The organism is Flavobacterium sp., from assembly GCF_004211145.1.
Classification (GTDB): Bacteria; Bacteroidota; Bacteroidia; order Flavobacteriales; family Flavobacteriaceae; genus Flavobacterium.
The window spans coordinates 115640-138268 of sequence record NZ_SEBS01000004.1 but is presented as its reverse complement, the minus strand read 5'-3'; the positions used below and the strand labels follow the sequence as shown (position 1 = coordinate 138268).

Below are 22629 nucleotides of genomic sequence, written 5' to 3'. Positions count from 1 at the left end.
ACGCTCACGGTGAGCGTCTCGGGCTGCAGCGGCGATGAGCCTTTCGTGGCCACGACCACGAGCTGCACGATCCAGAAGGGTATCTCTGCCAACGGTGACGGCGCCAACGACTACTTCGACCTTGACGGCTTCAACGTTCGCAAGCTCCAGATCTTCAACCGTTACGGCGGCAAGGTCTACGAGCGCACCAACTACACCAACCAGTGGAAGGGGCAGAGCGACAAGGGCGATGAGCTTCCGGACGGCACGTACTACTACGTGATCGAGCGCAACGACGGGGAGCCTACCAAGACGGGCTGGATCTACATCAACAGGAAAAACTAGAAAAGGGAAGGCCCGCGGCATCCCGCGGGCCATCACAAAAAATACACACAAATGAAGAAATTACTTATCACGGCGATCGTCGCGACCCTGGGACTCACGGCCCATGCGCAGCAGGACCCGCACTACACGCAGTACATGTACAACATGAACGTGATGAACCCTGCCTACGCGGGCAGCAAGGAGAGCCTCTCCGGGGGTATCCTCTACCGCAAGCAGTGGGTGGACATCGAGGACGCCCCGACCACGGGAACGTTCTTCATCCACTCCCCGGTGGGCAAGAACGTGGGCCTCGGGCTCTCGGCCATCAACGACAAGATCGGCCCGGTGGAGGAGACCAACGTATACGCGGACTTCTCCTACACGCTCGAGCTTGGCGGGGAGCACCGCCTGGCCTTCGGGATCAAGGGTGGCGCCACCTTTCACAAGGTGGACTTCCAGACGATCTATCCGACGCTTCCCGACGTGGGTGACGGCGTCTTCGGCGGGGCCAACCCGAACGAGACGATCTTCAACGTGGGGGCCGGCCTTTTCTACTACACCGAGGACTACTACGTGGCCTTCTCGGTTCCGAACATGCTGAAAGGCAAGTACCTGGACTTCAACGGCACGAGCTACGGCTCGGAGGCGCTGCACTACTTCCTCACGGGAGGTTACGTGTTCAGGCTCAGCGAGGACTTCAAGCTCAAGCCCTCGGCTATGGTCAAGAGCAGCTTCGATGCCCCGACGAGCTACGACATCTCCCTCAACGGGCTGTACCTGGACCGCTTCGAGCTGGGCGCGACCTACCGCCTGGAGGATTCGTGGGGCGTGATGGCCAACATAGGTATCATCCCCAACGTGCTGCGCATCGGCTACGCCTACGACCACATCGTCTCGGACCTGAAGGTGAGCACGCCGGCCTCGCACGAGATCATCCTGCTCTTCGATATCCCGTATGCCAAGAAGGTATCCCGTTCACCACGTTATTTCTAACCTAAAGCGACACTCAAGAATGAAAAGAATACACATACTACTATTGGGGCTGGCGCTTACGGGGACATCCCTTACGGCCCAGAACAAGGACACGGCCGATGCCGACAAGCTCTACAACCGCCTGGAATACGTGGACGCGGCCGAGGCCTACCTGAAGCTCACCGAGAAGGACAAGGGCGACGCCTACGTCTACCGCCAGCTTGCCGAGAGCTACTACAACGTCTTCAACAGCAAGGAGGCGGTGCGCTGGTACGCCAGGGCTACCGAGACCCAGCAGGACGCCGAGACGTATTTCCACTACGCCCAGATGCTCAAGGCGGAAGGCCAGTACGAGAAGGCCAACGCGCAGATGTCAAAGTTCGCCGGCCTTGCCCCGAACGACAAGCGCGCCCAGGAGTTCAGGGCGGACCCGAACTACCTTCCCAGACTAAGGGCGCAGGCCAAACTCTTCGATGACAGGATACTGGCCATCAACAGCGACAAGAGCGACTTCGGTGCGGTGCTTACCAACGACAACCACCTGTACTTCGCCTCGGCGCGCAACAAGGCGCGCAAGACCTACGGCTGGAACGAGGAGCCGTTTTTGGACCTGTACGTGGCGGTGATGAACGCCGACGGCACCTTCGCCGAGCCCACGCCGGTATCGGGGGTGAACAGCCGTTTCCACGAGGGCCCGGCCACGGTCTCGGCCGACGGCAACACGATATACTTCTCCAGCGAGAGCTTCAAGGAGAAGGAGTTCGAGAAGGACAAGAAGAACAAACTGAAGATGGGCCAGGTCTACCTCTACAAGGCCACCAAAAGCGGCGAGAGCTGGGGCGATCTCAAGGAACTGCCTTTCAACGGCAAGGAGCACTCGGCCAGCAACCCGAGCCTCTCCAAGGACGGCAAGACTTTGTACTTCTCCTCGAACATGGCGGGCACCACGGGCGGCTACGACATCTGGAAGGTGGCGGTCAACGCCGACGGCAGCTACGGCACGCCCGAGAACATGGGCGCCAGGATCAACACCGAGGGCAACGAGGGCTTCCCGAGCGTTACCGAATCGGAGAAGCTGTACTTCTCCTCGGACGCCCGCAACGGCTTCGGGGGACTTGACGTGTTCGTGATCGACCTCAAAGGGAACGGGGAGGCCACCAACGTGGGCGCCCCGGTGAACACGGCCAAGGACGACTTCGCCTTTTCCTACAACGACACGAAAAAGACGGGCTTCTTCTCAAGCAACCGCGACGGCAACGACAACATCTACCAGGCCAACCCCGTGTGCTCGACCGAGATCGTGACCACGGTAAAGGACGCCAAGACGGGTAATGTGCTGTCGGATGCCAAGGTATCGATACTGGATGAGAAGAAGAACGTGATCGAGACCAAGACATCGGCATCGAACGGGCAGGTGACCTACACGACCGACTGCGGCAAGACCTTCACCATGCAGGTGACCCGGGACGGCTACGAGAGCGCGAGCTTCCCTGTGGCCAAGACCGCGGGCACGCGCATCGATGTGGCGGCCGATCTGCAGCCTATCGAGACGATCATCCAGCCTGACCAGGTGACGCTCAACGAGATCTACTTCGAGTACGACCGCTCGAACATCACCAAAGAGGGCGCCTTCGAGCTGGACAAGCTGGTACAGGCGATGAACCTGCACCCGGAACTGGTGATCATGGTCAAGGCCCACACCGACAACCGCGGCACGGACGCCTACAATATGGCACTCTCCGAGCGTCGCGCAAGGTCCACGGTCCAGTACATCCTGTCCAAGGGCATCGCCAAGGCGCGCATCCAGGGCAAGGGCTACGGGGAATCGGAGCCGAAGGTGGACTGCGGCACGGGCTGCACCGAGGAACAGCACGCGCAGAATCGCCGAAGCGAGTTCCTGATCGTCAAGCAGTAACCCAAGGAAATACCAACCAACATACCAAAGCCGGACATCACGTCCGGCTTTTTTTATTTGTATATTGCTGATTACAAATCGGAAATCATGAAAAAATTACTTTTATTGCTTTCGATATTGTTTTTGATTTCGTGCAATCGGAATCATGAAAAACCGGATATGTCTGTTGGACAAGCAACATCTTATCCGACCGAAATACGAATCCACCTTGTCGATTACGACGCGAAAAAACACAAGAATTACATCAAGCTGACGATCGAAAACGGCGTGCTTCCGATTGAGGAACAACTTAGGATTTCAGACGATGGAACCGTTGAATATGTTTTCCTGAACAACAAGAAGCGCGAAATTAAATTGAAGCATGAGCATTTTCCGATAAGTTTGATCGTATCTCCAAATGAAAAACTTGCCGTCGACTTGAAGATATCGGAGTGGAATGATTTCTATAAATTCAAAGATTTCGCCATAGCCGGCACGAACAAGCATACGAATAGGCTGATTGTGGAAAATGGATTTTTTGTTGACAGCCTTGCGCAAATTGAAGTCGCTGCATCAGATTATGACATGTCATCAATCGAATATAAAAAGACAAGATTGGATCGCTTAAAACGTCATCTCGGCATATTGGCGCGTTACGTCGAACGAGAGAAAATCGAAGACAAAACCTTCATAAATTGGGCAAACGCACAACTCAAATATCGCGCGGGTTACGAGTTGAGTAATCACCCTTCAGATTCGGGGTCGAACCGACAAATGTCGGCCGACGATGCGTACTTCGACTTCGTTAAGCAAATTGAACATGAAAGTTCCGACGAGTTATCATATCTATCCTATTTCATTTATAAAGAAGCTCTCTCTTACAGTTATGAAATCCTGTGCAACGTTTCGGACAAATACAAAAGCGAAAGGGCCAAACAGAAGAAAGGCTACAACCCGAATTTTCCAATTTTCTTCGATGTCATGGAACATTTGCCAAATGAAGAAGAACGAAACTTGCTCATGGCGTTCAACTACAAAAGAACCAAAAACATTCCCAAACCGTATCTCGATAAAATCTCGGACCAAATCGGAGAGAAGCTATTCTCACAAATCACGGCCTCGAAACAAGAAACTAAAGCCGAAACCGTTGCTTCTCTGATAAAGCGATTTGGCATGAGCGACGTCGAAAAAAAGCAGTTGCTCGACATCTATAAAGCAGCCGAAGGGAAAACCGTCTTCCACGATTTCTGGTTTGCCAAATGCGCGCCTTGCATGGGTGAGATGCCAAAGTACAACGACATAATTTCTGCAGTCGGAGATGACGCGATTTTCGTCTTTTACGGCGTGAACATGTCCAAAGAAGAATGGATGAAGACGCGCGCTAAATTCAATGTGAATGGGCAGCACTATCTGTTGTCAAAAAATCAGCTTGCTTTTTTTGAAAGGTATTTCGGCGTGAGAAATTTTCCGTCGCACAAATTCATCAATTCCAAGGGTATTTTTGTCGATTACAATGCGAGAAACGTTACCGTTCAGAATATAAAGTGGACGATCGCCGACGTCGAAAAGCCGGAGTTGTAGCCATCACGCCGTAACGCCACGTTGCAAATCACACCATAAGAAAGCCAGACATCACACGTCCGGCTTTTAATTTTATGTAAAATTTCGATTTGCGATATGGCAATGTTCACGTGGTATTTTAGGTGCCGATTTGAAAATCAATTAAATCGGCAAAGAAGATCCGTCGGAACAAACTGTTATTACGGGATCAGTTTTTCTTTTCTAAGTTGTTCAAACAGTTCAAAAAAAGAGTCTTTAGTACTGACGTAATTCGTAAAGCCCAACTTCCTGCTGTTGGTCATATCGGTCATGACTTCTATCGGACGGCCTAAGTCTAGATCAGTATGCCATGCCGTTGAAATTCGGTTCAAATCATGTTCTTTTAAATCATGACGTTCGGCTAACTTTTTCCAAACCGCCGCTTTTTTAGACAATCGCTCGTCAAGCGGTCGAATCTCACCGTCGAATCCGATTGCTTCCAATTTGAAGAAGTCGGCAATTTTTTGCCACAGCCACTTCCAACGAAACGTATCGCCGTTCGTTATATTGAACGCTAGATTTTGCGCTTCGGGAGTTGTCGCTGCCCATATCAGTTGATCAGCAAGGATATTTGCATCGGTTACATCGGACAAACCACTCCATTGCGCCTCGGAACCTGGCCATACGAAAGGTAGGTTTTCTTCCTTACAAAGGCTCGCGTAAATAGCTAACGTCGTTCCCATATTCATTTGGTTTCCGACGGCATATCCAATAAGCGTATGCGGACGATGGATACTCCAAGTAAAGCCATCACGATTTGCCGCGGCATACACCTCGTCTTCCTGCGCATAATAGAAATTTTTTAGATCGAGACGCGGCTGCTCTTCGCGCAACGGAGTTTCAGGTAAAACACCTTCTTTCGCGTACGACTCGAATGGTCCGAGATAATGTTTCAGTCCCGTTACCAAAGCGACGTGCTTCACGGATTTTTTCACTGAAAGTACATCGAGCACGTTTCGGACCAAGGCGCTATTTACTCGGATATTTTCATCTTCATTATCGTTGCGCATCCAAGTCGTGAAAAACACGTGTGTAGGTTCGATATTTTTGAGCGCTTCCGATAATTGTTCCTTGTTCAGCAAGTCAGCGGAGACAATTTTTACCGCTCGATTGCTGTTCGTTTGCGATCGGGCGAGGCCGTAAACGTTCCAATTTTGTTCAATTAATTTAGCGGCGAGATTGCTGCCGGCCATTCCTGTGGCACCCACGACAAGTGCGACTTTATAGGGATTTGTAGTTTGTGTTTCGACCATGTCTCAAGTTTTTTACAAAGTTACCTGCGGCTCCGCACCAAAAAAATGACGTAGAGCAAGTAATTCGCTTGACGTATGTCAATTATGAAAATCAGGAATTGATATTCTTTTTTAACCGACTGATTGTTTCAGACGACAATCCCAAGAAAGAAGCGAGTAAGTTTTGAGGTATCCGATTTACCAGACCGGGATTGTGTTCGATCATTTGTTTATACTTTTCGTCGGCCGACAGCATCTGAAAATTTGCCAATCGGCGTTCTTTTGTGATCAGGCTGTTTTGGAATAGTAGACGAAAGTATCGGTCCATTTTTGGCACTTGCACCGTCAAATTTTCGAAATCTTCGACAGTGATCAGTAGAAGTTCTGAATCCTCAATCGCTTCTATGGTGTAACTCGCGGGTTGTTTGCTGAAAAAGCTGTCCATGTCTGACGTCCACCAACCTTCGGGCGTAAACTGATTGATATATTCTTTGCCCTTTTCATCGATGTTATAGGCTTTCAACAGGCCATTCGTGACAAAAGCCATGTACTTGCAAACATTGCCTTCCTGCAGCAACAGCTTTTTTTTCTTAAGTTGTTTGGGTACGAAAAATGTTTTTAGGATTTCCTTTTCGGATTCTAAAAGCGGGATTTTTTCCTGAAGGTGTTTAAAAAGGGTCTCGTACATAATCAACTTCGTATGTAAAGGGCAAATGTAACGCTTATAATATGCGCCCAGCGTCCTGCCAAGTTTTCAGATAACAGACTTTTTTATCGGGCGATTGTCAACAGTTAGCAGAGACGATCGAAAAGCCGTTTTTTGTCGCGTCTAAAGAATGAAAAGCCAATGACGAACCTCGAGTTTATTTCAATAAAAAAGCGGCCCTAAAGCCGCTTTTTGCATGTATTACTGTTTCGTGTACTTGTGGAAAACAAGTTCCCCGCTTTCAGCATCGGTGTACGAGAACTCGAGCACTTCGAACGTAAGCGTGATCACGCCCAATGTCGTTGTGTCTTCACCCGACGTCAACGTGACGTCACGTCCGTTAAGGGAGTATGTTCCGCTTGTGGTGACCAGGTCGCACTCCGTTCCGTTGGTCGTGTAATCGTTACCCGTGAATGTCGAGTTGAGCGCTTCACCAAAAGTAATGTCATCGCCTTCGTCACATGTTCCCGCTACGTCAGTATAGTCTACGATCGCACCGTCAGGAACTGATGTGAGTTCTCCGACTTGTGTCAATTTCCATTGCCCCGCAAGGTAATTGGGTGACACGTAGTTGGGTTTATCGTCATCTTCGCATGAAGCCAGGAACAACAACGCTCCGGCAAATGCTAACAAACTTAATTTTTTCATTTATCGTTTTTATGGATGATTATGGTTGTCCGTAAGCTTTAAGATCGTCAACTTGGAACGCACCGTCATAGGCAGTGTTCGTTCCCGATCCGACGAATTTGAATGCAACGTGGACAGTTCCGCTGTATGCTGACAAATCGACAACCGAGTTCAGGAATGCGTACCAAGCCGTTTGTGTCGTAGGAAGGTTCGCGGGAACTTCAGTCCAAGTCGCGGCAAGCACGTTCGTTCCGTCGAAATCCGTCGAAACCATTACGTGAAGCGCGTTTTGAGGACCGTCTACGTCAAGGTGGTGTTGCGCAACTTTGAACGTTAGGGTTTTTGTCGTGAATCCTGTGAAATCGATAGCCGGCGAAACCAACCACGCGATGTTCGAAGCGTTTCCGCTACCGAATGAACTCAATTCAGCGTATCCGTTTCCTGAGAACGCTTCTTCTTTCCAAAGTTTAGTTCCGGCTTCGGCGAAATTTACCCATCCTGCGATGTTCAAATTCGTATTGTCGACCGCTTCCTGGAAATCTTCAGTGTAAAAAGCTCCGGCCAAACGTGGATTTGTCAATTTGACGTCGGCAGTCGTACGTGCCATGAATTGGTAATCGCTACCGTATCTCGTCATGATTCCACGGATTTTTCCGCTTCCTTCAGGAACGATTTGACCTTTATAAGTTGCGTAAGCGCTCGTACGGAAAATAACGGTGTTTCCAAAAGCATCTTCAACCAAATGGTTCGTAGCGCTACCGATATCGTTGGTCGCTTCGTAGTAGTGATCGCCAACGGCAGCCATCGTAAACTGGACATTGTCAAGTTCGATAAGTTTGTTGATGTAGAAATCGCTTTTCGCTTGCTCCAAAGTCGGGTGCAAAACAAGTGGTTCTTCAGAAACCGGCGTAGGTGAACAAGCGCGGTTTACCATTCCTTTGATCTGCGCAACCGGAACGCGTCCAACTGCCGCTTCACCGCCGCTAACGTAAATCGATCCGATTCGGACGCCACCGTTGTACACATCAGTATATGCATCTTTAAGTTTGATCAATACTCGTGATCCCGGAGGATAGCTCACGAAGCTTGACTGCAGTTCGGTGGGAACGCTGAATGCGCGTGATCCGTCAAGTGTCTGGAATGAAATCGATTTGAAGAAGTTTCCACCCTGGTCGCTTGATACGACGTAAGCTTCGATTACATCATCCTGTGTGTATTGCGTAACTTCAGCTGAAGCGGGAACGTCAGCAACTTCGATGGTTTTTACCAAATTCGTCTCAGTACAGTCGGCTACCGGAACGCCGTAATCGTCGTCCTTCACGCATGAAGACAGTATACCTGCGGCGATCGCTGCAAATACAACCGGTTTTAAGAATTGTGTTTTCATAGTATATTATTTTTTTATTTTAAAGATTGAAGTAAACGTTCACAAAATAGGTTCTTCCGTAACCATAGAAATATTTAGGTCCGAAAGATGGGTTGCCGCTCGACGCATCCTGGTTGAGTTCGCGGTAGCTGGCGTTACGTGCCTGCTCGAAACCACCGGTTTTGTATGTGATGTCGAACAAGTTGTTGATGCTCGCAAAGAAACCAACCGTCTTTCCTGAAATTCTCCATGATTTTCCTCCTGTAAGATTCACGAGGTTGAAGCTATCGAATTTTTCCTGCTTCAACAATTCACGTGTACGTGCTTCCGTGACTTCAGGGTAAGGCAAACCGTTAAGGTCGGCTGTGTTGGTGATGAATTGCTGCGTACGTAATATCGGAGAAACGTCCAAATAATTGTCCGCAAGATAGTTAAAGTTTGCACCTATCCACCAGAAATGCGGGTCGCGGTACTCGATACCGGCTGAATACGCTTGTTGCGGCGTACCAGGCAAACGGTAATCTTTCAACTTCGCCGTTCCGTAGTCGATGATTGGATTCGAGTTCGTCGCAGTAGCCAAAGCATCCTGGTTCAAGAATACATGCGGATTGTTTGCATACGTGTATTGTCCGTAAGCGGCGCTACCCGTAAGCTTGATTGTAGATGTAAGTTGCCACTCGATTCCAAGTTCGGCACCGATGTGTTTCTTGTCAAGATCGGTAACCGTTTCCGCTACGAAAGCATCGCTGTCTCCGTTGGCTTCGGCGTCTTCGAAAACACCTTCGGCGAAGAAGAACGACGTTTCGGTCGCGTCCTTGATTCGGGCGTAGAAACCTGTAAGACGAACTTTCAATTTAGGCAAACGCATGATGTAGCTCGCATCGGCACTTGAAATGTTCTCGCTGTCAGCCTCGAGGATGTTGTTGCTCAAACGTGCATTCGGGAATACGTTGCGCAATGTCGGCGCTTTCGTAAGGTGAGCCGCGTTGACGCTTAGGTAGTGCTGGCCTGTAAGTTTGTAAGTAAGACCTCCTTTGAATCCGAAATTCTCGTAAACGATCTTGTCGCTTTTTCCGAAAGAGTTGTTCGGATAATATCCGTTGCGGTACAAACCGTCACGTTGGTATTCTGAACGTGAGAATGATTGACCCAAGTAGAAGTCGATTTTCTTGTAACCGAATTTGAACTGCGTAAACGCGTCGATCACATTTGCATACAAGTTATAATTGTAACCGAAAGTATCGCCCACTTCCACCCGGCGGTTCGGGTTGTTCAAGTCAGTCTGGACCTGCTCGCCTTCACCAAACGTGTCGATATCATTGTAATAACCACCGCCCAAAAGATCCAAAAGGTTCTGGAAGTTGTGCGATTTCAAGTGACGGTACGTCGCACCGGCGTTCATCGCGATGTTCTCTGACAATTGAGAGTTGAAGATCGAGTTCGCCGTGAATTGGGTATCATCGGTACGGTCTTCATATAATATGTATGAGCTGCTTCCATCGCCCGACGTTTGGTTGGCCGTGTACATGGCCGTCCAGTCGATTTGCTTCTGCGTAAGGAAAGGAGCAGTCATCGCGCCGATCAAGTCAGGTGTGTAAAGACCTCCAAGTCCGCCTGGTTGGTAAGCCGATGCCGGAACCAAAGTCGCGTCATTTTCATACAACGACAAATAGTAGCTTGGCAAGTTTCTATAATAGGTAGGATCCGGGTTTTGTCCGCCTTGGAAATCCAAACGGCTGTTTCCGATCGATCCTGTCTGCCAAGACGCATTGGTCTGCAACGACGTTTTGTCGTTCATTTTCCAATAGTGGCTCAACATGAGGATAGGTTCTTCTACGTCCTTGTCACGGGAATTTCTTTTCTCACCTTCGTACCAACCCCAGTATGAGTTGTATTTTTCACCTCCGAGACGCGTCACCTCAGCTGTGTTCGGAGAGTTTTTGCCGCGGCTGTTCTGGGCGTAGATGCTTGTGAAGTTCAATGAGTGATGTTCGTTGAAACGCTTTTCGACGCTCGCGAATACTGAGTTCGCGCTGTAGTCGGTTCCGTCGAAATACCCTTCGGTAGCCCAACGGCGTGATGCTGAAATCACGTAAGCCCAACCATTTTTGTTCAAACCTGAAGCGTGGGTTCCCATCATTCTCCAGCTGTAGTTCGTATTCGCTCCTGAGAATGAGATACGAGTTCCAGGTCGGTAAATAGAAGCGCGGGTGTTGATTTCCTGCGTTCCGAGGATATTTCCGAACGTGTAGTCGCTCGGAGCCGTTCCCATCGTGAATTCCTGGTTACGGGTCGCGTCGTTCAAACCACCCCAGTTACTCCATTGCGGGCGACCGTCGTAGATTTTGTTCATCGGGATTCCGTTGATCATCGTCATACCATACTCGTTGTCAAGACCACGGATACGGAAACGCGCCTGACCCCAGTTGAACGCCGCCGATTGTTGGAACGCATCACGCGTCGCCTGCAAAAGTCCGGCAGTGGTTTCAGAACCGCTGTTGTCGTCCCCAAGGTCATTCTCAGTAATCGTGATGAGACTAAGCTGTTGTTCTGAAGTGATGTCTTCCTCTAACACCACGGTGCCTACATCTATCGTCTTACCTTCAGTAATCACGATCGGAATAAGCTGTTCTTTAAAACCTGTGCTTTTTACCTGTAGCATCTGCTCTCCAACCGCAACGTCTTTGAAGATGAAGACCCCGTTAAGGTCAGTCACCACAGTTAGGTTGGTGTTGAGCACGCTGGCCACGGCATTAAGCATCGGCTTTTGTGTTTTTGCGTCCACGACCTTTCCGGTAATTGCGCCGGGAGCCTGGGCCATTGTAATAAGCGACTGCAGGGATAACAGTGCGCAAATGACGAGTTTTCTCATATAAATGTTTAAAAATTAATTCAGTGCCAGTCTCTTAATAAAAACTTAAAGCGCGCAAATGTACTGCTTTTAATAATATTATCTACTTTTGGCGCAAGTTTTGTGTGAAACTTGACCTTAAATTAATATTGGATTTATGAGAATTAAAAACCTAGTTGCCGTTTTAGTTGTATTATTCGCAATCACATCGGCGAAATCGCAGGAAAAAAAGTATAAAGTGCATACCGTTGCGTTCTATAACCTGGAAAACCTGTTCGATACCATCAACGGCCCTAACAATGACGAAGAATACCTGCCGTCACGCGGTTGGACGTTGAAAAAGTACCGCAAAAAGCTTGACAATCTGGGACGTGTGTTGCCAAACATCGGAATCAACGACCAGCAAAAGGAATCGCCCGCCATTATCGGAGTTTCTGAGATTGAAAACCGACGCGTTCTGGAAGACCTCGTCAAGAATTACCAAATGGCAGGCAAAGACTACGGCGTCGTACATTTCGATTCGCCTGACAAACGCGGAATCGACGTCGGACTTCTATATCAGAAGAAATATTTCAAGCCGACGAGTTTCATCAACATTCCTTTGATGATCACGACCGACGAAGGCAAAAAAGATAAGAACGACAAAGAAGACAAAGAAGAGAAAACCGATGACGTTGCCGAGGTAAGCACAGTCGACAAGCGCGTCTACACACGCGACCAACTCCTTGTAACTGGATTGCTCGACGGAGAAGAAGTACACGTGATCGTAAACCACTGGCCATCGCGTTCAGGAGGCGAGAAGAAATCAAGTCCGTTCCGTGAAGCGGCCGGCCGTTTGAACCGACGCATCATCGACTCGCTTATCAAGATCAACCCGAACGCCAAGATCATTACGATGGGCGATTTGAACGATGGTCCTTATAATAAGAGCGTCAAGCAAGGCATCGGAGCCAAACTCAAGAAGACCGAGCTCAAACAAGGCGACATCTACAACCCGTTCGAACAAATGCAGAAAAACGGTGATGCGACATTGTTCTACCGCGACGCCGGCGACATTTTTGACCAGATCATGGTTTCTGAAGGATTTTGTAAGGAAGCAGATTATTCGTCACTCCACTATTGGAAAGCAGGAATTTTCAACAAGCAGTTCCTGATTCAGACAACAGGTCAATACAAAGGATACCCGTTGCGGAATTCAAGCGCCGAACCGGGATTCAGCGATCACTTTCCGGTTTATATTTATTTGATTAAGCAGATTAAATAGTCTTGAGTTTTTAGTCTTGAGTCTTGAGAAAACGGGTAGGTGCATTTCATCTATCCGTTTCTTTTTGATGATTAGTTCGCCCAAATAAAGATTAATCGCTAAATTTATCCAAACGGTCTGTTATCTATCCGTCTATCATCTATTTTCTCAAAAATGATCACACCACCATTCAACCTAAACAAATGGATAGACGAAAACCGTCATCTGTTGAAGCCGCCCGTCGGGAATAAGAATATCTACCCGTTGTCGCAAGATTATATCGTAATGGTCGTGGCCGGCCCGAATGCGCGAAAAGACTATCACTACAACGAAACCGAGGAACTTTTCTACCAACTCGAAGGCTCGATAAAAGTCATCGTGCAGGACGAAGGCGAGCGCAAAGAACTCGAATTGCACGCGGGCGATATGTACTTGCACGCCGCAAAAACACCGCATTCGCCGGTTCGCTCCGAGGGTTCGATCGGGCTCGTAATCGAAAGGATACGCGCGGGCAAAGGTTTCACTGACGGACTTTTATGGTTCTGTGAAAACTGCAACCACAAACTCTATGAGGTTTATTTTGAACTGCACGACATTGAAAACGACTTTCTGCCGCACTTCAAACATTTTTACAACTCCAAGGAATTGCGCACCTGCGATAAGTGCGGAACGGAACTCGAAGCCGACAAACGATTTGTTTCAGAATAATCAGGAGCCATTCCCGCTATCCACTACTAGCTTTCCCGAAAAAATAAAGAGTTGCACAAAAACCCGCGAGCTTCCTTTGGTCGCTGCGGCTTTTAGGCAACTCTTTTTTATTTTTTAGGGAAAGGCTATTCGTTGCTATCGGGGCTAGGGATTGGGATTGGGTTTTGGGTTTAGGGTTTAGGGTTAGGGCGATTCATTATTATAGGTCAACGGGACAAACAATTTGCAAAAACTTCGTGCCTTTTTGTCAAAACCATTCGCGTTTCAAAAGTAATTTCCGGTTTCTTTTTAAAAGGCAAATTCTTAAAAAACCTTAGTGACTTTGCCTCTTCTTGCCTTCGTGTCAAAACCATTTATATTCCAAGTTATTCGCAACTCACAATCAAAAAACAAATACTTAAAAAACCTTAGTGACTTTGCAGCTTCGTGCCTTCAAGTCAAATCCCATCATATTCCAAAGTTATCCGCAACTCACAATCAAAAAACAAATTCTTAAAAAACCTTAGTGACTTTGCATCTTTGTGCCTTCGTATCAAATCCCATCATATACCAAAGTGATTCGCAACTCTCAACCAAAAAACAAATACTTAAAAAACCTTAGTGACTTTGCGTCTTCGTGCCTTCGTGTCCAACTGATAACGGCCAATTTAAAGTAGAGGCCAATCAATATCGAGAAACGAATGTCGAATAACGAATAACGAAGTTTTGGGAGGATTAACGAATTACGAATGTCGAACACAAACGAAAACGATATATTTGCAAAAATTTATTCAAAATGGAAACAGCCATCGATAACTTCGGCATCAAACAAGCCTTGGAACAACTCGGAATCAAAGACATAAACGAAGGAACATCAACCGGAAATCAACATTTTTCTTCAGGTGAAATCCTCGAAAGTTATTCGCCTGTAGACGGGCAACTCATCGCAAAAGTGCGTCAAACGACTCCGGACGATTACGAAAAAGCGATGAAGTCGGCACAGGAAGCCTTCAAGACATTCCGATTGATGCCGTCGCCTCAACGCGGTGAAATCGTGCGCCAGTTCGGGCAAAAACTACGCGAGAAAAAAGAAGCGCTCGGAAAACTCGTTTCGTATGAGATGGGAAAATCGTTGCAGGAAGGTTACGGAGAAGTCCAGGAAATGATCGACATCTGTGATTTCGCGGTCGGTTTGTCGCGTCAGTTGAACGGATCGACGCTTCATTCGGAACGCCCGGGCCATAGAATGTACGACCAATATCACGCATTGGGAATCGTCGGCATCATCTCGGCATTCAATTTCCCGGTCGCGGTTTGGTCTTGGAATACGGCTTTGGCCTGGATCTGCGGGGACGTCTGTATCTGGAAACCGTCAGAGAAAACACCGATCTGCGGTATCGCATGTCAAAATATCATCGCCGAAGTCTTGAAGGAAAACAACCTTCCCGAAGGAATTTCATGTTTGATCAACGGCGATTACACAATCGGGGAACTCATGTCGAAAGACACTCGAATCCCATTGGTTTCGGCTACGGGATCGACAAGAATGGGGAAAATCGTCGCGAAAACAGTTGCCGAAAGACTTGGGAAATCGCTTCTCGAACTCGGTGGAAACAACGCCATCATCGTAACGCCTGACGCCGACATCAAGATGACCGTGATCGGAGCCGTATTCGGAGCCGTCGGAACTGCAGGGCAACGTTGTACGTCGACACGCCGATTGATCATCCACGAAAGCATTTACGACAAGGTGAAAGACGCGATCGTTGCGGCGTACGGCCAGCTTCGAATCGGGAATCCATTGGACCAGAACAACCATGTCGGCCCGCTGATCGATACGACTGCGGTGAGAATGTATTCGGAAGCACTTGAAAAAGTCAAGGAACAAGGCGGAAACCTGCTCATCGAAGGCGGCGTTTTGTCGGGCGAAGGTTACGAAAGCGGTTGCTACGTGAAACCTGCGATCGCCGAGGCCGACAATTCATTCCCGATCGTGCAGCACGAAACGTTTGCGCCGATCTTGTATTTCATCAAATATTCGGGCGACGTCGAGAACGCGATCGACATCCAAAACGGTGTCGCGCAAGGTTTGTCGTCGTCGATCATGACCAATAATTTGCGTGAAGCCGAGCGTTTTCTTTCGGTCGCGGGTTCTGATTGCGGCATCGCGAACGTGAACATCGGGACGTCGGGCGCTGAAATCGGCGGAGCTTTCGGTGGCGAAAAAGAAACCGGCGGCGGACGTGAATCAGGTTCCGACGCTTGGAAAATCTACATGCGACGCCAAACCAACACGATCAATTACACGACGAATTTGCCGCTCGCGCAAGGAATTAAATTTGACCTATAATCGTTATCTTTGGTGAAAACCGAACCGTTATGAGAAAATTGCTTTTGATTTTGTGCTGTTTCCCATTATTGATGGCCGCGACCTGCGAGGACGACGACGATACGATCATCCCTATCGACAATTGCACCGAGGAAGCCGTCGCGGGGTTGAATATCGTCGTGAAAGACGAGGTAACCGGCGAAGTGCTGTCTGACGGCGTAGTTCTGACCGCCCAAGATGACGACTACAGTGAGATACTCGAACTTGTTCCGGGTAGCAATCCCGCGACATTTGCGGGCGCTTGGGAAAGACCGGGAACCTATATAATCACAGTACAAAAAAGCGGATACCAAACGTTTATTTCGAATGGTTTTCTCGTCACGGCGAATGTTTGTCACGTGATTCCGCAAAATCGGACGCTTGAGATTATTCCTCAATAGAAAATTGAATAGAAAGAAAATCCCGGTCCAAAGCCGGGATTTTTTTGTTTACATTATTTGTTACGACCGATTTCATCAGGATACAATTCGGGAAGCGTGTCGCTTTGCCAGAACTCTTTGGTGTCGACATCCAAAACCGACAGTTTTCCCTTGAAAGCCGCGCCTGTATCTACGTTCCAGATGTTCGCGCGATTCTGTGGTGTCATCTCATCGATACGCGTGACCGGCGTGTGCCCGATGTAAACTTCGTTATAAATAGTAAATCGCTTTGGATAAAAAGGACTTTTGACGCTCATCGTCGGATCCAGCGCCAAAGCGGTCTCCCAAAGCGTTCGTTCCCAAAACAGCAACCTCGGAAAATATTCGTGGGTCACGCCGTGAAGATTCGTGAAACCTGCGTGGACAAACAATCGGTTATTGGTATCGATGTAATAATTTTCAAGTTTTTCGAGGAAGATGATGTGGTCGGCTTTAGCATCATCGGGCAATTTCGAATACGCGAGGATCGTTGCCTCGCCTCCGTGTTGGTGCCACAATTTATTTTCCTTGCCGCGCAGCCATTCCAACAATAGGTCATCGTGGTTGCCGCGCAGCATCACACACTCCTGCTTTTTACTTAAGTCGATCAGGAAATCCAGCACTTGTGGCGATTGGCTCCAACCGTCGACATAATCTCCCAGAAAAATAAGTTTGTCGTTGGTCGTGACGTTCGCTCTCTCGAAAACCTGCTCGAGTGCGCGAAGACCGCCGTGGATGTCGCCAATGGCAAGGGTGCGTTTCATGATGCAAAAATACGTTCTATTTAAATTTATGGCGTATCGGGCCGAAATCTAATTATTTTAACACTTCTTACAGAAAACATGGAATGTGTAACCGATTGAAAGTTGGAGTTTTACAAAACTAATCCGCGCGGAATTTTTTTTAATTATTAATCAATCTTAATTTTATTCACCATGAAAACTATTTTCTTTAGTATCGTAGCCACGTTATTTTTAATTGCTCCAATGGAGGCACAAAAATCGTCCGAATTCGGCACCCAAAAAATCCACTTGAGGTTCGGACGCGTTTCAATGAATTGCGGCGGTTTTGGAATTTGTTTGTTTGACATCGATTTGGAAATTGAAGATGTGATCAACATTGTTCAAGCGTTTGGAAAAAACGGAAAAGTCAATGTCGCTTTTTCAGCCGAAACTTTTAATTTGAATAAGTCAAAATTTCCGAACAACAATTTTCTCGTGGAAGAAGATTTCGTGGTTAGTCCGGCGGCAGCCAGGGCTTTGGGATTTTCGAAGTACGTAGTCAAAAAAGGGAGTTATCCGGTAGTTCTTGATCCAAAGACAAATACGTATAATTGTACTTTTTAAACAAACAAATAGGGCTTGTGAAATTCAAGCCCTTTTCCAATCAAATGAAAAAAATACTGCTTTATTGCCTTGTCGTATTTGTTTTAGCTTGTTGTACAGCCGCACTAAAAACATCTTATGGTATTAAAAAACCTGAACTAGAAACAAGACAATCCATCAGTTTGTATTTGCAACAGCACGATGTAGACACGAGCAAAACGTACGTATTTAAAGATTTAATGTCGTTTGGAAAAGCATCTCAAAGGAAATTTTTGAGTTTCCCCAATGCCTATTTTTTTAATGAAAAAGGATTTGCGGTCAGCTACCCCAAAACGACCGAAAACTGTAACGCTAAAGTTGGGGATTTTATATCGGATATGACGTCGCTCGCAACTTTGCCGGCAGACAGCACAAGAAAACTTTCCGATTTTAAAGAATTGCTTCAGCCTAAAATCGATGATTCCATCGCATCTGTAAACGTGTTCCTGACTTTTACGACTTACAGTGGAAAATTAAACGACGAAAAAGCTTTTGAGTGGATAAAGCTTTTGGAAAAACTCAAAAGGGAAGGCATTTCGGTTAATTACTATCTTGTGAGTGGGGATTATTTAAAATCTTGGAACATCCCGCCCAGCTTACAGGAAAAATGGGGCATAAAAAAGTAATCACTGCACATCATATTTCATCTTCCTCAAAACCCGCATCGCTTCCTTGAACGACAAGTAAACACTGGGATTCGGCTGGGATTTGAGCAAGGATTTTGTATCAATAAGTTTTTGTTTGGCATCGTCGAAACCGTTCAGATAGCAGATCATAAACGTCGAGGCCAAATTTTCCAAATCGCGTTTTTCCCTCGTGGAGAGCGCGATTTCTTTTTTCATCTTGTCGATCAGCGAAAGGTTGGAATTGTAGATGTGATGCAGCATTTTCCGATTGAACTGAGGCGGCTCGAACAAAAAATGTCGGTCAATCTTGTAATAACCGTTATCGTAAAATTTTATTGTCTGGGTTTCGAGCGGATAATAACTCGTCTTGTCGTTCAAGCCAAGTGGCACATATTCGGTGATCGTGAACGAATCGTCATCGTACTCGATCGTAACGTCGTCGAGTGCCGAATAAAACAATTTCACCTGTTCGTTTATGAGTTCGATATCGACGCGCGAAAAAAAAGTCTGCTCGCGCACGCGGCGTTTGTTTCCGGCCCAGCAAATCACGAAAAGTTCCTTGAAGACTTTGTATTTCGGCCCGATGTCGGGATGTCGGTTGTTCATGAAATCAATTACGCCGTCGAGCGTGTAGCCGATACTGTTGCGTGAATTATTCTCGATGTCGATTACGATCTGCGTGTTCTGGTAATTCTTTTCGGCCACATTTTCAACGGGCATCGAATTGCTGCCTACGCGGATGAACACCGAATTCATCGGGATTGTATGGATGTTTTTCTTGAAGAAGGACGTTTTTGTCTTCGGCCTGATCGTGACTAAACCAACGACGCGATCTTTGGGCAAATTTGGAAAAGGCACATTCTCGTATTGGATTCTCGGTGGATTTTCGAGAAATGCGTTCACCAGATTCTGGATTCGGCTGTCGTCAAAAAAGTCATCGCCCACAATCGCATTGTCCTGATCTTCAACGCCGACAACGATATACGAATTGTTCGCGGGATTCGAATTTGAAAGCGCGCAAATGTGTTTTAGGAACTTGGCTTTGCCTTCTTTCGTGTGCAGGTTCAGTTGCCGCTTCTTGTCATAAAAACTGCTTTCGTCGTTATGCGCGAGCAGGTTTTTGATTAGAAGGCGTTTGTTTATCATTTTGCAACTTAGTGAATCTTACGTTTTTATAGCGTTAAATTTTTTTGGTAATGAATAAAAAGATTATTTCGCTGCGCTGGCAGACACGAAGACACGAAGGCACGAAGGCACGAAGTTTTTTTATGTAAAGCATGCACGTCCTTTGTGACTTCGCGGCTTTGTGTCTTCGTGTCGAAAAAAGAATAATATGCAGTAATTAGTCGCGCTTTACGACTGTCGCCGAAGCCTGAGCCGTCGGTAAAATCACCAAATCCGAAATATTGATATGATACGGCCGCGACACCACAAAATGAATCGTATCGGCGACGTCATCAGGCGAAAGCGGCGTCAAACCCTTATAAACATTGGCGGCGCGATCGGCATCGCCCTTGAATCGCACTTCGCTGAATTCGGTTTCGACCATTCCAGGATGAACCGCCCCGACTTTTATTCCGAATGGATTCAAGTCGATGAGCATGGATTTCGTCAACGCATCGACGGCGTGTTTCGTCGCGCAGTACACGTTGCCGTTCGCATAGACTTCTTTTCCTGCGATCGATCCGATGTTGATGATATGGCCTTTTCGCCTGTCGACCATTCCCGGAATTATCGCTTTCGAAACATAGAGCAATCCATTGACGTTTATGTCGATCATCGCATCCCAATCGTCAAGGTCGCCATTTTGGATCGGGTCGAGGCCGTGAGCGTTTCCGGCATTATTGATCAAAACGTCGATCGCGGCAAAGTTTTCGGGCAAGGATGCGATCGCTTCGAGCACTGATTTTTTCTTTGAAACATCGAACAGCAACGTGTGGACTTCGGTGCGTTGTGAAAGTTCGTCCTGCAGTTCGGCGAGTCGGTCCTCGCGTCGTCCGCAGATGATTACCTTGTAGCTGTTTTTTGCGAAAATTCGGGCGGTGGCGCGGCCTATTCCGCTGGTGGCGCCGGTTATGAGGACTGTTTTCATTGTTTTTAGCTTTAGGCTTTAGGCTTTAAGCTGTAAGCTTTAGGCTTTTTTCGGGGTAAGATGACATTCTTTCTTCGATTGTAAAGTTGGATTCGGCAGCGAATATTTTTGCTTACAGCTTACAGCTTACAGCTTACAGCTTACAGCTTACAGCTTACAGCATCACGGCACTTTATCGCCCATACTTTCCGTCCAGATCGCAAACCAATCCTCGAGTTCCATCTCGATCTTGGTCGCTTTCATGAGTTGTTGGATGCGCGCGACGTTAACCGTTCCCGCAATCGGGATGATGTTCGCGGGATGTTTTAGAATCCAGGCGAGCAGTAAGACATCGGCTCCGACTTCGTATTTCGTGACCAACGAGGCGAGCAATCTTTTGAGCCAGCGCGTCTGTTCCGAATCTTCGCGGAATACATTTCCGAGCGGATTCCAAGCCATCGGACGGATGCCATGAACCTGCATGTGGTCGAGGCTTCCGTCGATCATCGGCTCGAAATTCGTCGCCGAGAATTGGATCTGGTTGTAGTCGACTTTAATTTTTTGCTGGATCAAATCGGTTTGCGAAGGCGTGAAATTCGACAGACCGAAGTCGACGATTTTCCCTTCCGATTGCAGTTTCGTGATCGCTTCGGCAATTTCGTCGGCGACCATCAAAGGACTCGGTCGGTGCAACAACAATACGTCGAGAAATTCTGTCTGCAGATTCTTGAGCGAATTCTCGACCGACCAAATGATATATTCCTTGCTGTAATCGTAATGTTTGATGCGATTGCTGCGATTTCCGGTGATGTGCTGGATGCCGCACTTTGAAATAAGTTGGATTTTTTCACGGTTCACGCGGCTTTTTTTGAATCCGTGACCGAACTCTTCCTCGGTCGTGTAACCGCCGTAAATATCGGCGTGGTCAAAAGTGGTGATTCCGTTTTCGAGGCAAATGTCGATGGTGTTTGCCATCTCGTCGGCGCTGAGCTTTTTGTCCCAGGCGCCCCAATTCATGGTACCCGAAATTACGGGCGATAATGTTGTTTTCAAGAGGTGTTTATTAGCGGTCTTAAAATTATAAAAACAAAATCACAAATCATCCTTAAATACAGGGGTTTCAAAGATTTTTTAACGGAGCGTTAACATTTGAAAACCAATTAAATTTCCAATTTGCGCTGTTCATTTCGACCAAACATTTATTTAACTAAATAATCTCAGAATGGAAGACACCAGTGCCGCTTTAGACATAAGGGCAATCAATGAAAAAATAGAGAGAGAAAGTGCTTTTATCGACCTGCTTAACCTTGAAATCGGAAAGGTAATCGTCGGGCAAAAACACATGACGGAGCGATTGCTTATCGGACTTCTGGGACAAGGTCACATTTTGCTTGAAGGTGTTCCCGGACTTGCAAAGACGCTTGCGATCAATACGTTGTCTCAGGCCGTTCACGGTTCGTTCAGCCGCATACAGTTTACCCCCGATTTGCTTCCCGCCGACGTCGTGGGAACGATGATCTACAACATAAAAGCCAACGAATTCTCGATCAAGAAAGGGCCGATCTTCGCGAATTTCGTACTTGCCGACGAGATCAACCGTGCGCCTGCCAAAGTGCAATCGGCGTTGCTCGAGGCGATGCAGGAAAAACAAGTCACGATCGGCGATACGACGTTCAAATTGGACAAGCCGTTTTTGGTTCTCGCGACCCAGAACCCGATCGAACAGGAAGGAACGTATCCGTTGCCTGAAGCCCAGGTCGACCGTTTCATGCTCAAGACCGTCATCGATTACCCCAAGATGGAAGACGAGCGACTCGTAATCCGCCAGAATTTGAAAGGTGCGTTCGAAAAAATAAACCAAGTCATCTCAATCGACCAGATCTTGCGCGCCCAAGCCGCTGTCCGTGAAGTGTATATGGACGAGAAAATCGAGAAATACATCCTCGACATCATTTTCGCCACGCGTTACCCCGAAAAATATAGACTCGAAAGCCTGAAACCATTGATCAGTTTCGGATCGTCGCCACGCGGAAGCATCAATTTGGCCACTGCCGCCAAGTGTTATGCGTTCATCAAGCGTCGCGGTTACGTGATTCCTGAAGATGTCCGCGCCGTCGTCCATGACGTGTTGCGCCACAGGATCGGGGTTACGTATGAGGCTGAGGCGGAGAACATCACGTCGGTCGACATCATCAACAAGATCGTCAACGAAGTCGAAGTGCCTTAATAGATATGAGTCATGAGTATTGAGTCTTGAGATTGTCGCTGATTGACGTCTCGTCTCAATACGATTATCTCAAT

Annotated in this window: 19 protein-coding genes; 10 read left to right on the top strand and 9 right to left on the bottom strand. The window is 47.6% G+C overall.

The window, feature by feature from the left end; translation table 11 throughout:
• The 4 genes from EOO50_RS03330 to EOO50_RS03315 form a co-directional block, all read left to right on the top strand.
• Positions 1–324, top strand: a 324-nt coding sequence (locus EOO50_RS03330; protein WP_290837890.1) for a gliding motility-associated C-terminal domain-containing protein, incomplete at its 5' end; no start/stop codon positions are given.
• Positions 325–375: 51 nt separating this feature from the next.
• On the top strand, positions 376–1296 hold the full coding sequence (locus EOO50_RS03325) for a type IX secretion system membrane protein PorP/SprF (RefSeq protein WP_290837888.1): 921 nt from the start codon (positions 376–378) through the stop codon (positions 1294–1296).
• A gap of 19 nt (positions 1297–1315) precedes the next feature.
• Positions 1316–3190, top strand: coding sequence for an OmpA family protein (locus EOO50_RS03320; RefSeq protein ID WP_290837886.1), 1875 nt, complete (start codon positions 1316–1318; stop codon positions 3188–3190).
• An 87-nt stretch (positions 3191–3277) separates the two neighbouring features.
• Entirely contained in the window at positions 3278–4750 is a 1473-nt protein-coding gene (locus tag EOO50_RS03315; RefSeq protein ID WP_290837884.1) for a hypothetical protein, read from the top strand.
• Positions 4751–4929: 179 nt separating this feature from the next.
• Here EOO50_RS03315 and EOO50_RS03310 read toward each other — a convergent pair whose 3' ends face one another.
• From EOO50_RS03310 to EOO50_RS03290, 5 genes are all read right to left on the bottom strand, one after another.
• On the bottom strand, positions 4930–6021 hold the full coding sequence (locus EOO50_RS03310; RefSeq protein WP_290837883.1) for an SDR family oxidoreductase: 1092 nt from the start codon (positions 6019–6021) through the stop codon (positions 4930–4932).
• Positions 6022–6112: 91 nt separating this feature from the next.
• The gene (locus EOO50_RS03305; protein WP_290837881.1) at positions 6113–6688 is read right to left on the bottom strand and encodes a Crp/Fnr family transcriptional regulator; all 576 of its coding nucleotides are present in this window, start codon (positions 6686–6688) and stop codon (positions 6113–6115) included.
• A 219-nt stretch (positions 6689–6907) separates the two neighbouring features.
• Positions 6908–7354, bottom strand: coding sequence for a lipocalin family protein (locus EOO50_RS03300; RefSeq protein WP_290837879.1), 447 nt, complete (start codon positions 7352–7354; stop codon positions 6908–6910).
• Between the two features lie 19 nt (positions 7355–7373).
• The gene (locus EOO50_RS03295) at positions 7374–8720 is read right to left on the bottom strand and encodes a DUF5689 domain-containing protein (RefSeq protein WP_290837876.1); all 1347 of its coding nucleotides are present in this window, start codon (positions 8718–8720) and stop codon (positions 7374–7376) included.
• Positions 8721–8739: 19 nt separating this feature from the next.
• Entirely contained in the window at positions 8740–11571 is a 2832-nt protein-coding gene (locus EOO50_RS03290; RefSeq protein ID WP_290837874.1) for a TonB-dependent receptor, read from the bottom strand.
• Positions 11572–11707: 136 nt separating this feature from the next.
• Between EOO50_RS03290 and EOO50_RS03285 the strand changes: the two genes are divergently transcribed.
• The 4 genes from EOO50_RS03285 to EOO50_RS03270 all read left to right on the top strand — a co-directional run bounded on the left by EOO50_RS03285 (position 11708) and on the right by EOO50_RS03270 (position 16249).
• Entirely contained in the window at positions 11708–12814 is a 1107-nt protein-coding gene (locus EOO50_RS03285; RefSeq protein ID WP_290837872.1) for an endonuclease/exonuclease/phosphatase family protein, read from the top strand.
• A 153-nt stretch (positions 12815–12967) separates the two neighbouring features.
• Entirely contained in the window at positions 12968–13501 is a 534-nt protein-coding gene (locus tag EOO50_RS03280) for a 3-hydroxyanthranilate 3,4-dioxygenase (RefSeq protein ID WP_290837870.1), read from the top strand.
• Between the two features lie 775 nt (positions 13502–14276).
• Positions 14277–15830, top strand: coding sequence for an aldehyde dehydrogenase family protein (locus tag EOO50_RS03275; RefSeq protein ID WP_290837868.1), 1554 nt, complete (start codon positions 14277–14279; stop codon positions 15828–15830).
• A gap of 29 nt (positions 15831–15859) precedes the next feature.
• Positions 15860–16249 (top strand): carboxypeptidase-like regulatory domain-containing protein, encoded by a 390-nt coding sequence (locus EOO50_RS03270; protein ID WP_290837866.1) that lies wholly within the window; start codon positions 15860–15862, stop codon positions 16247–16249.
• Between the two features lie 53 nt (positions 16250–16302).
• Here the strand turns inward: EOO50_RS03270 and EOO50_RS03265 are convergent, their stop codons facing one another.
• Positions 16303–17031, bottom strand: coding sequence for a metallophosphoesterase family protein (locus tag EOO50_RS03265; protein ID WP_290837864.1), 729 nt, complete (start codon positions 17029–17031; stop codon positions 16303–16305).
• 626 nt (positions 17032–17657) lie between these two features.
• On the opposite strand from EOO50_RS03265, the gene EOO50_RS03260 reads away from it, so the two are divergent.
• A complete protein-coding gene (locus EOO50_RS03260; RefSeq protein ID WP_290837862.1) occupies positions 17658–18257 on the top strand; it encodes a hypothetical protein in 600 nt (199 codons plus the stop codon).
• Here the strand turns inward: EOO50_RS03260 and EOO50_RS03255 are convergent, their stop codons facing one another.
• From EOO50_RS03255 to EOO50_RS03245, 3 genes are all read right to left on the bottom strand, one after another.
• Positions 18258–19403 carry an ATP-binding protein gene (locus EOO50_RS03255; RefSeq protein WP_290837861.1) on the bottom strand — a complete coding sequence of 382 codons (1146 nt, stop codon included), beginning with the start codon at positions 19401–19403 and terminating at the stop codon, positions 18258–18260.
• A 196-nt stretch (positions 19404–19599) separates the two neighbouring features.
• Positions 19600–20349, bottom strand: coding sequence for an SDR family NAD(P)-dependent oxidoreductase (locus EOO50_RS03250; RefSeq protein WP_290837859.1), 750 nt, complete (start codon positions 20347–20349; stop codon positions 19600–19602).
• A 162-nt stretch (positions 20350–20511) separates the two neighbouring features.
• Positions 20512–21381 (bottom strand): aldo/keto reductase, encoded by an 870-nt coding sequence (locus EOO50_RS03245; RefSeq protein WP_290837857.1) that lies wholly within the window; start codon positions 21379–21381, stop codon positions 20512–20514.
• A gap of 169 nt (positions 21382–21550) precedes the next feature.
• Here EOO50_RS03245 and EOO50_RS03240 point away from each other — a divergent pair, with 169 nt between their 5' ends.
• The gene (locus tag EOO50_RS03240; protein WP_290837855.1) at positions 21551–22555 is read left to right on the top strand and encodes a MoxR family ATPase; all 1005 of its coding nucleotides are present in this window, start codon (positions 21551–21553) and stop codon (positions 22553–22555) included.
• The last annotated feature ends 74 nt before the right edge of the window (positions 22556–22629 follow it).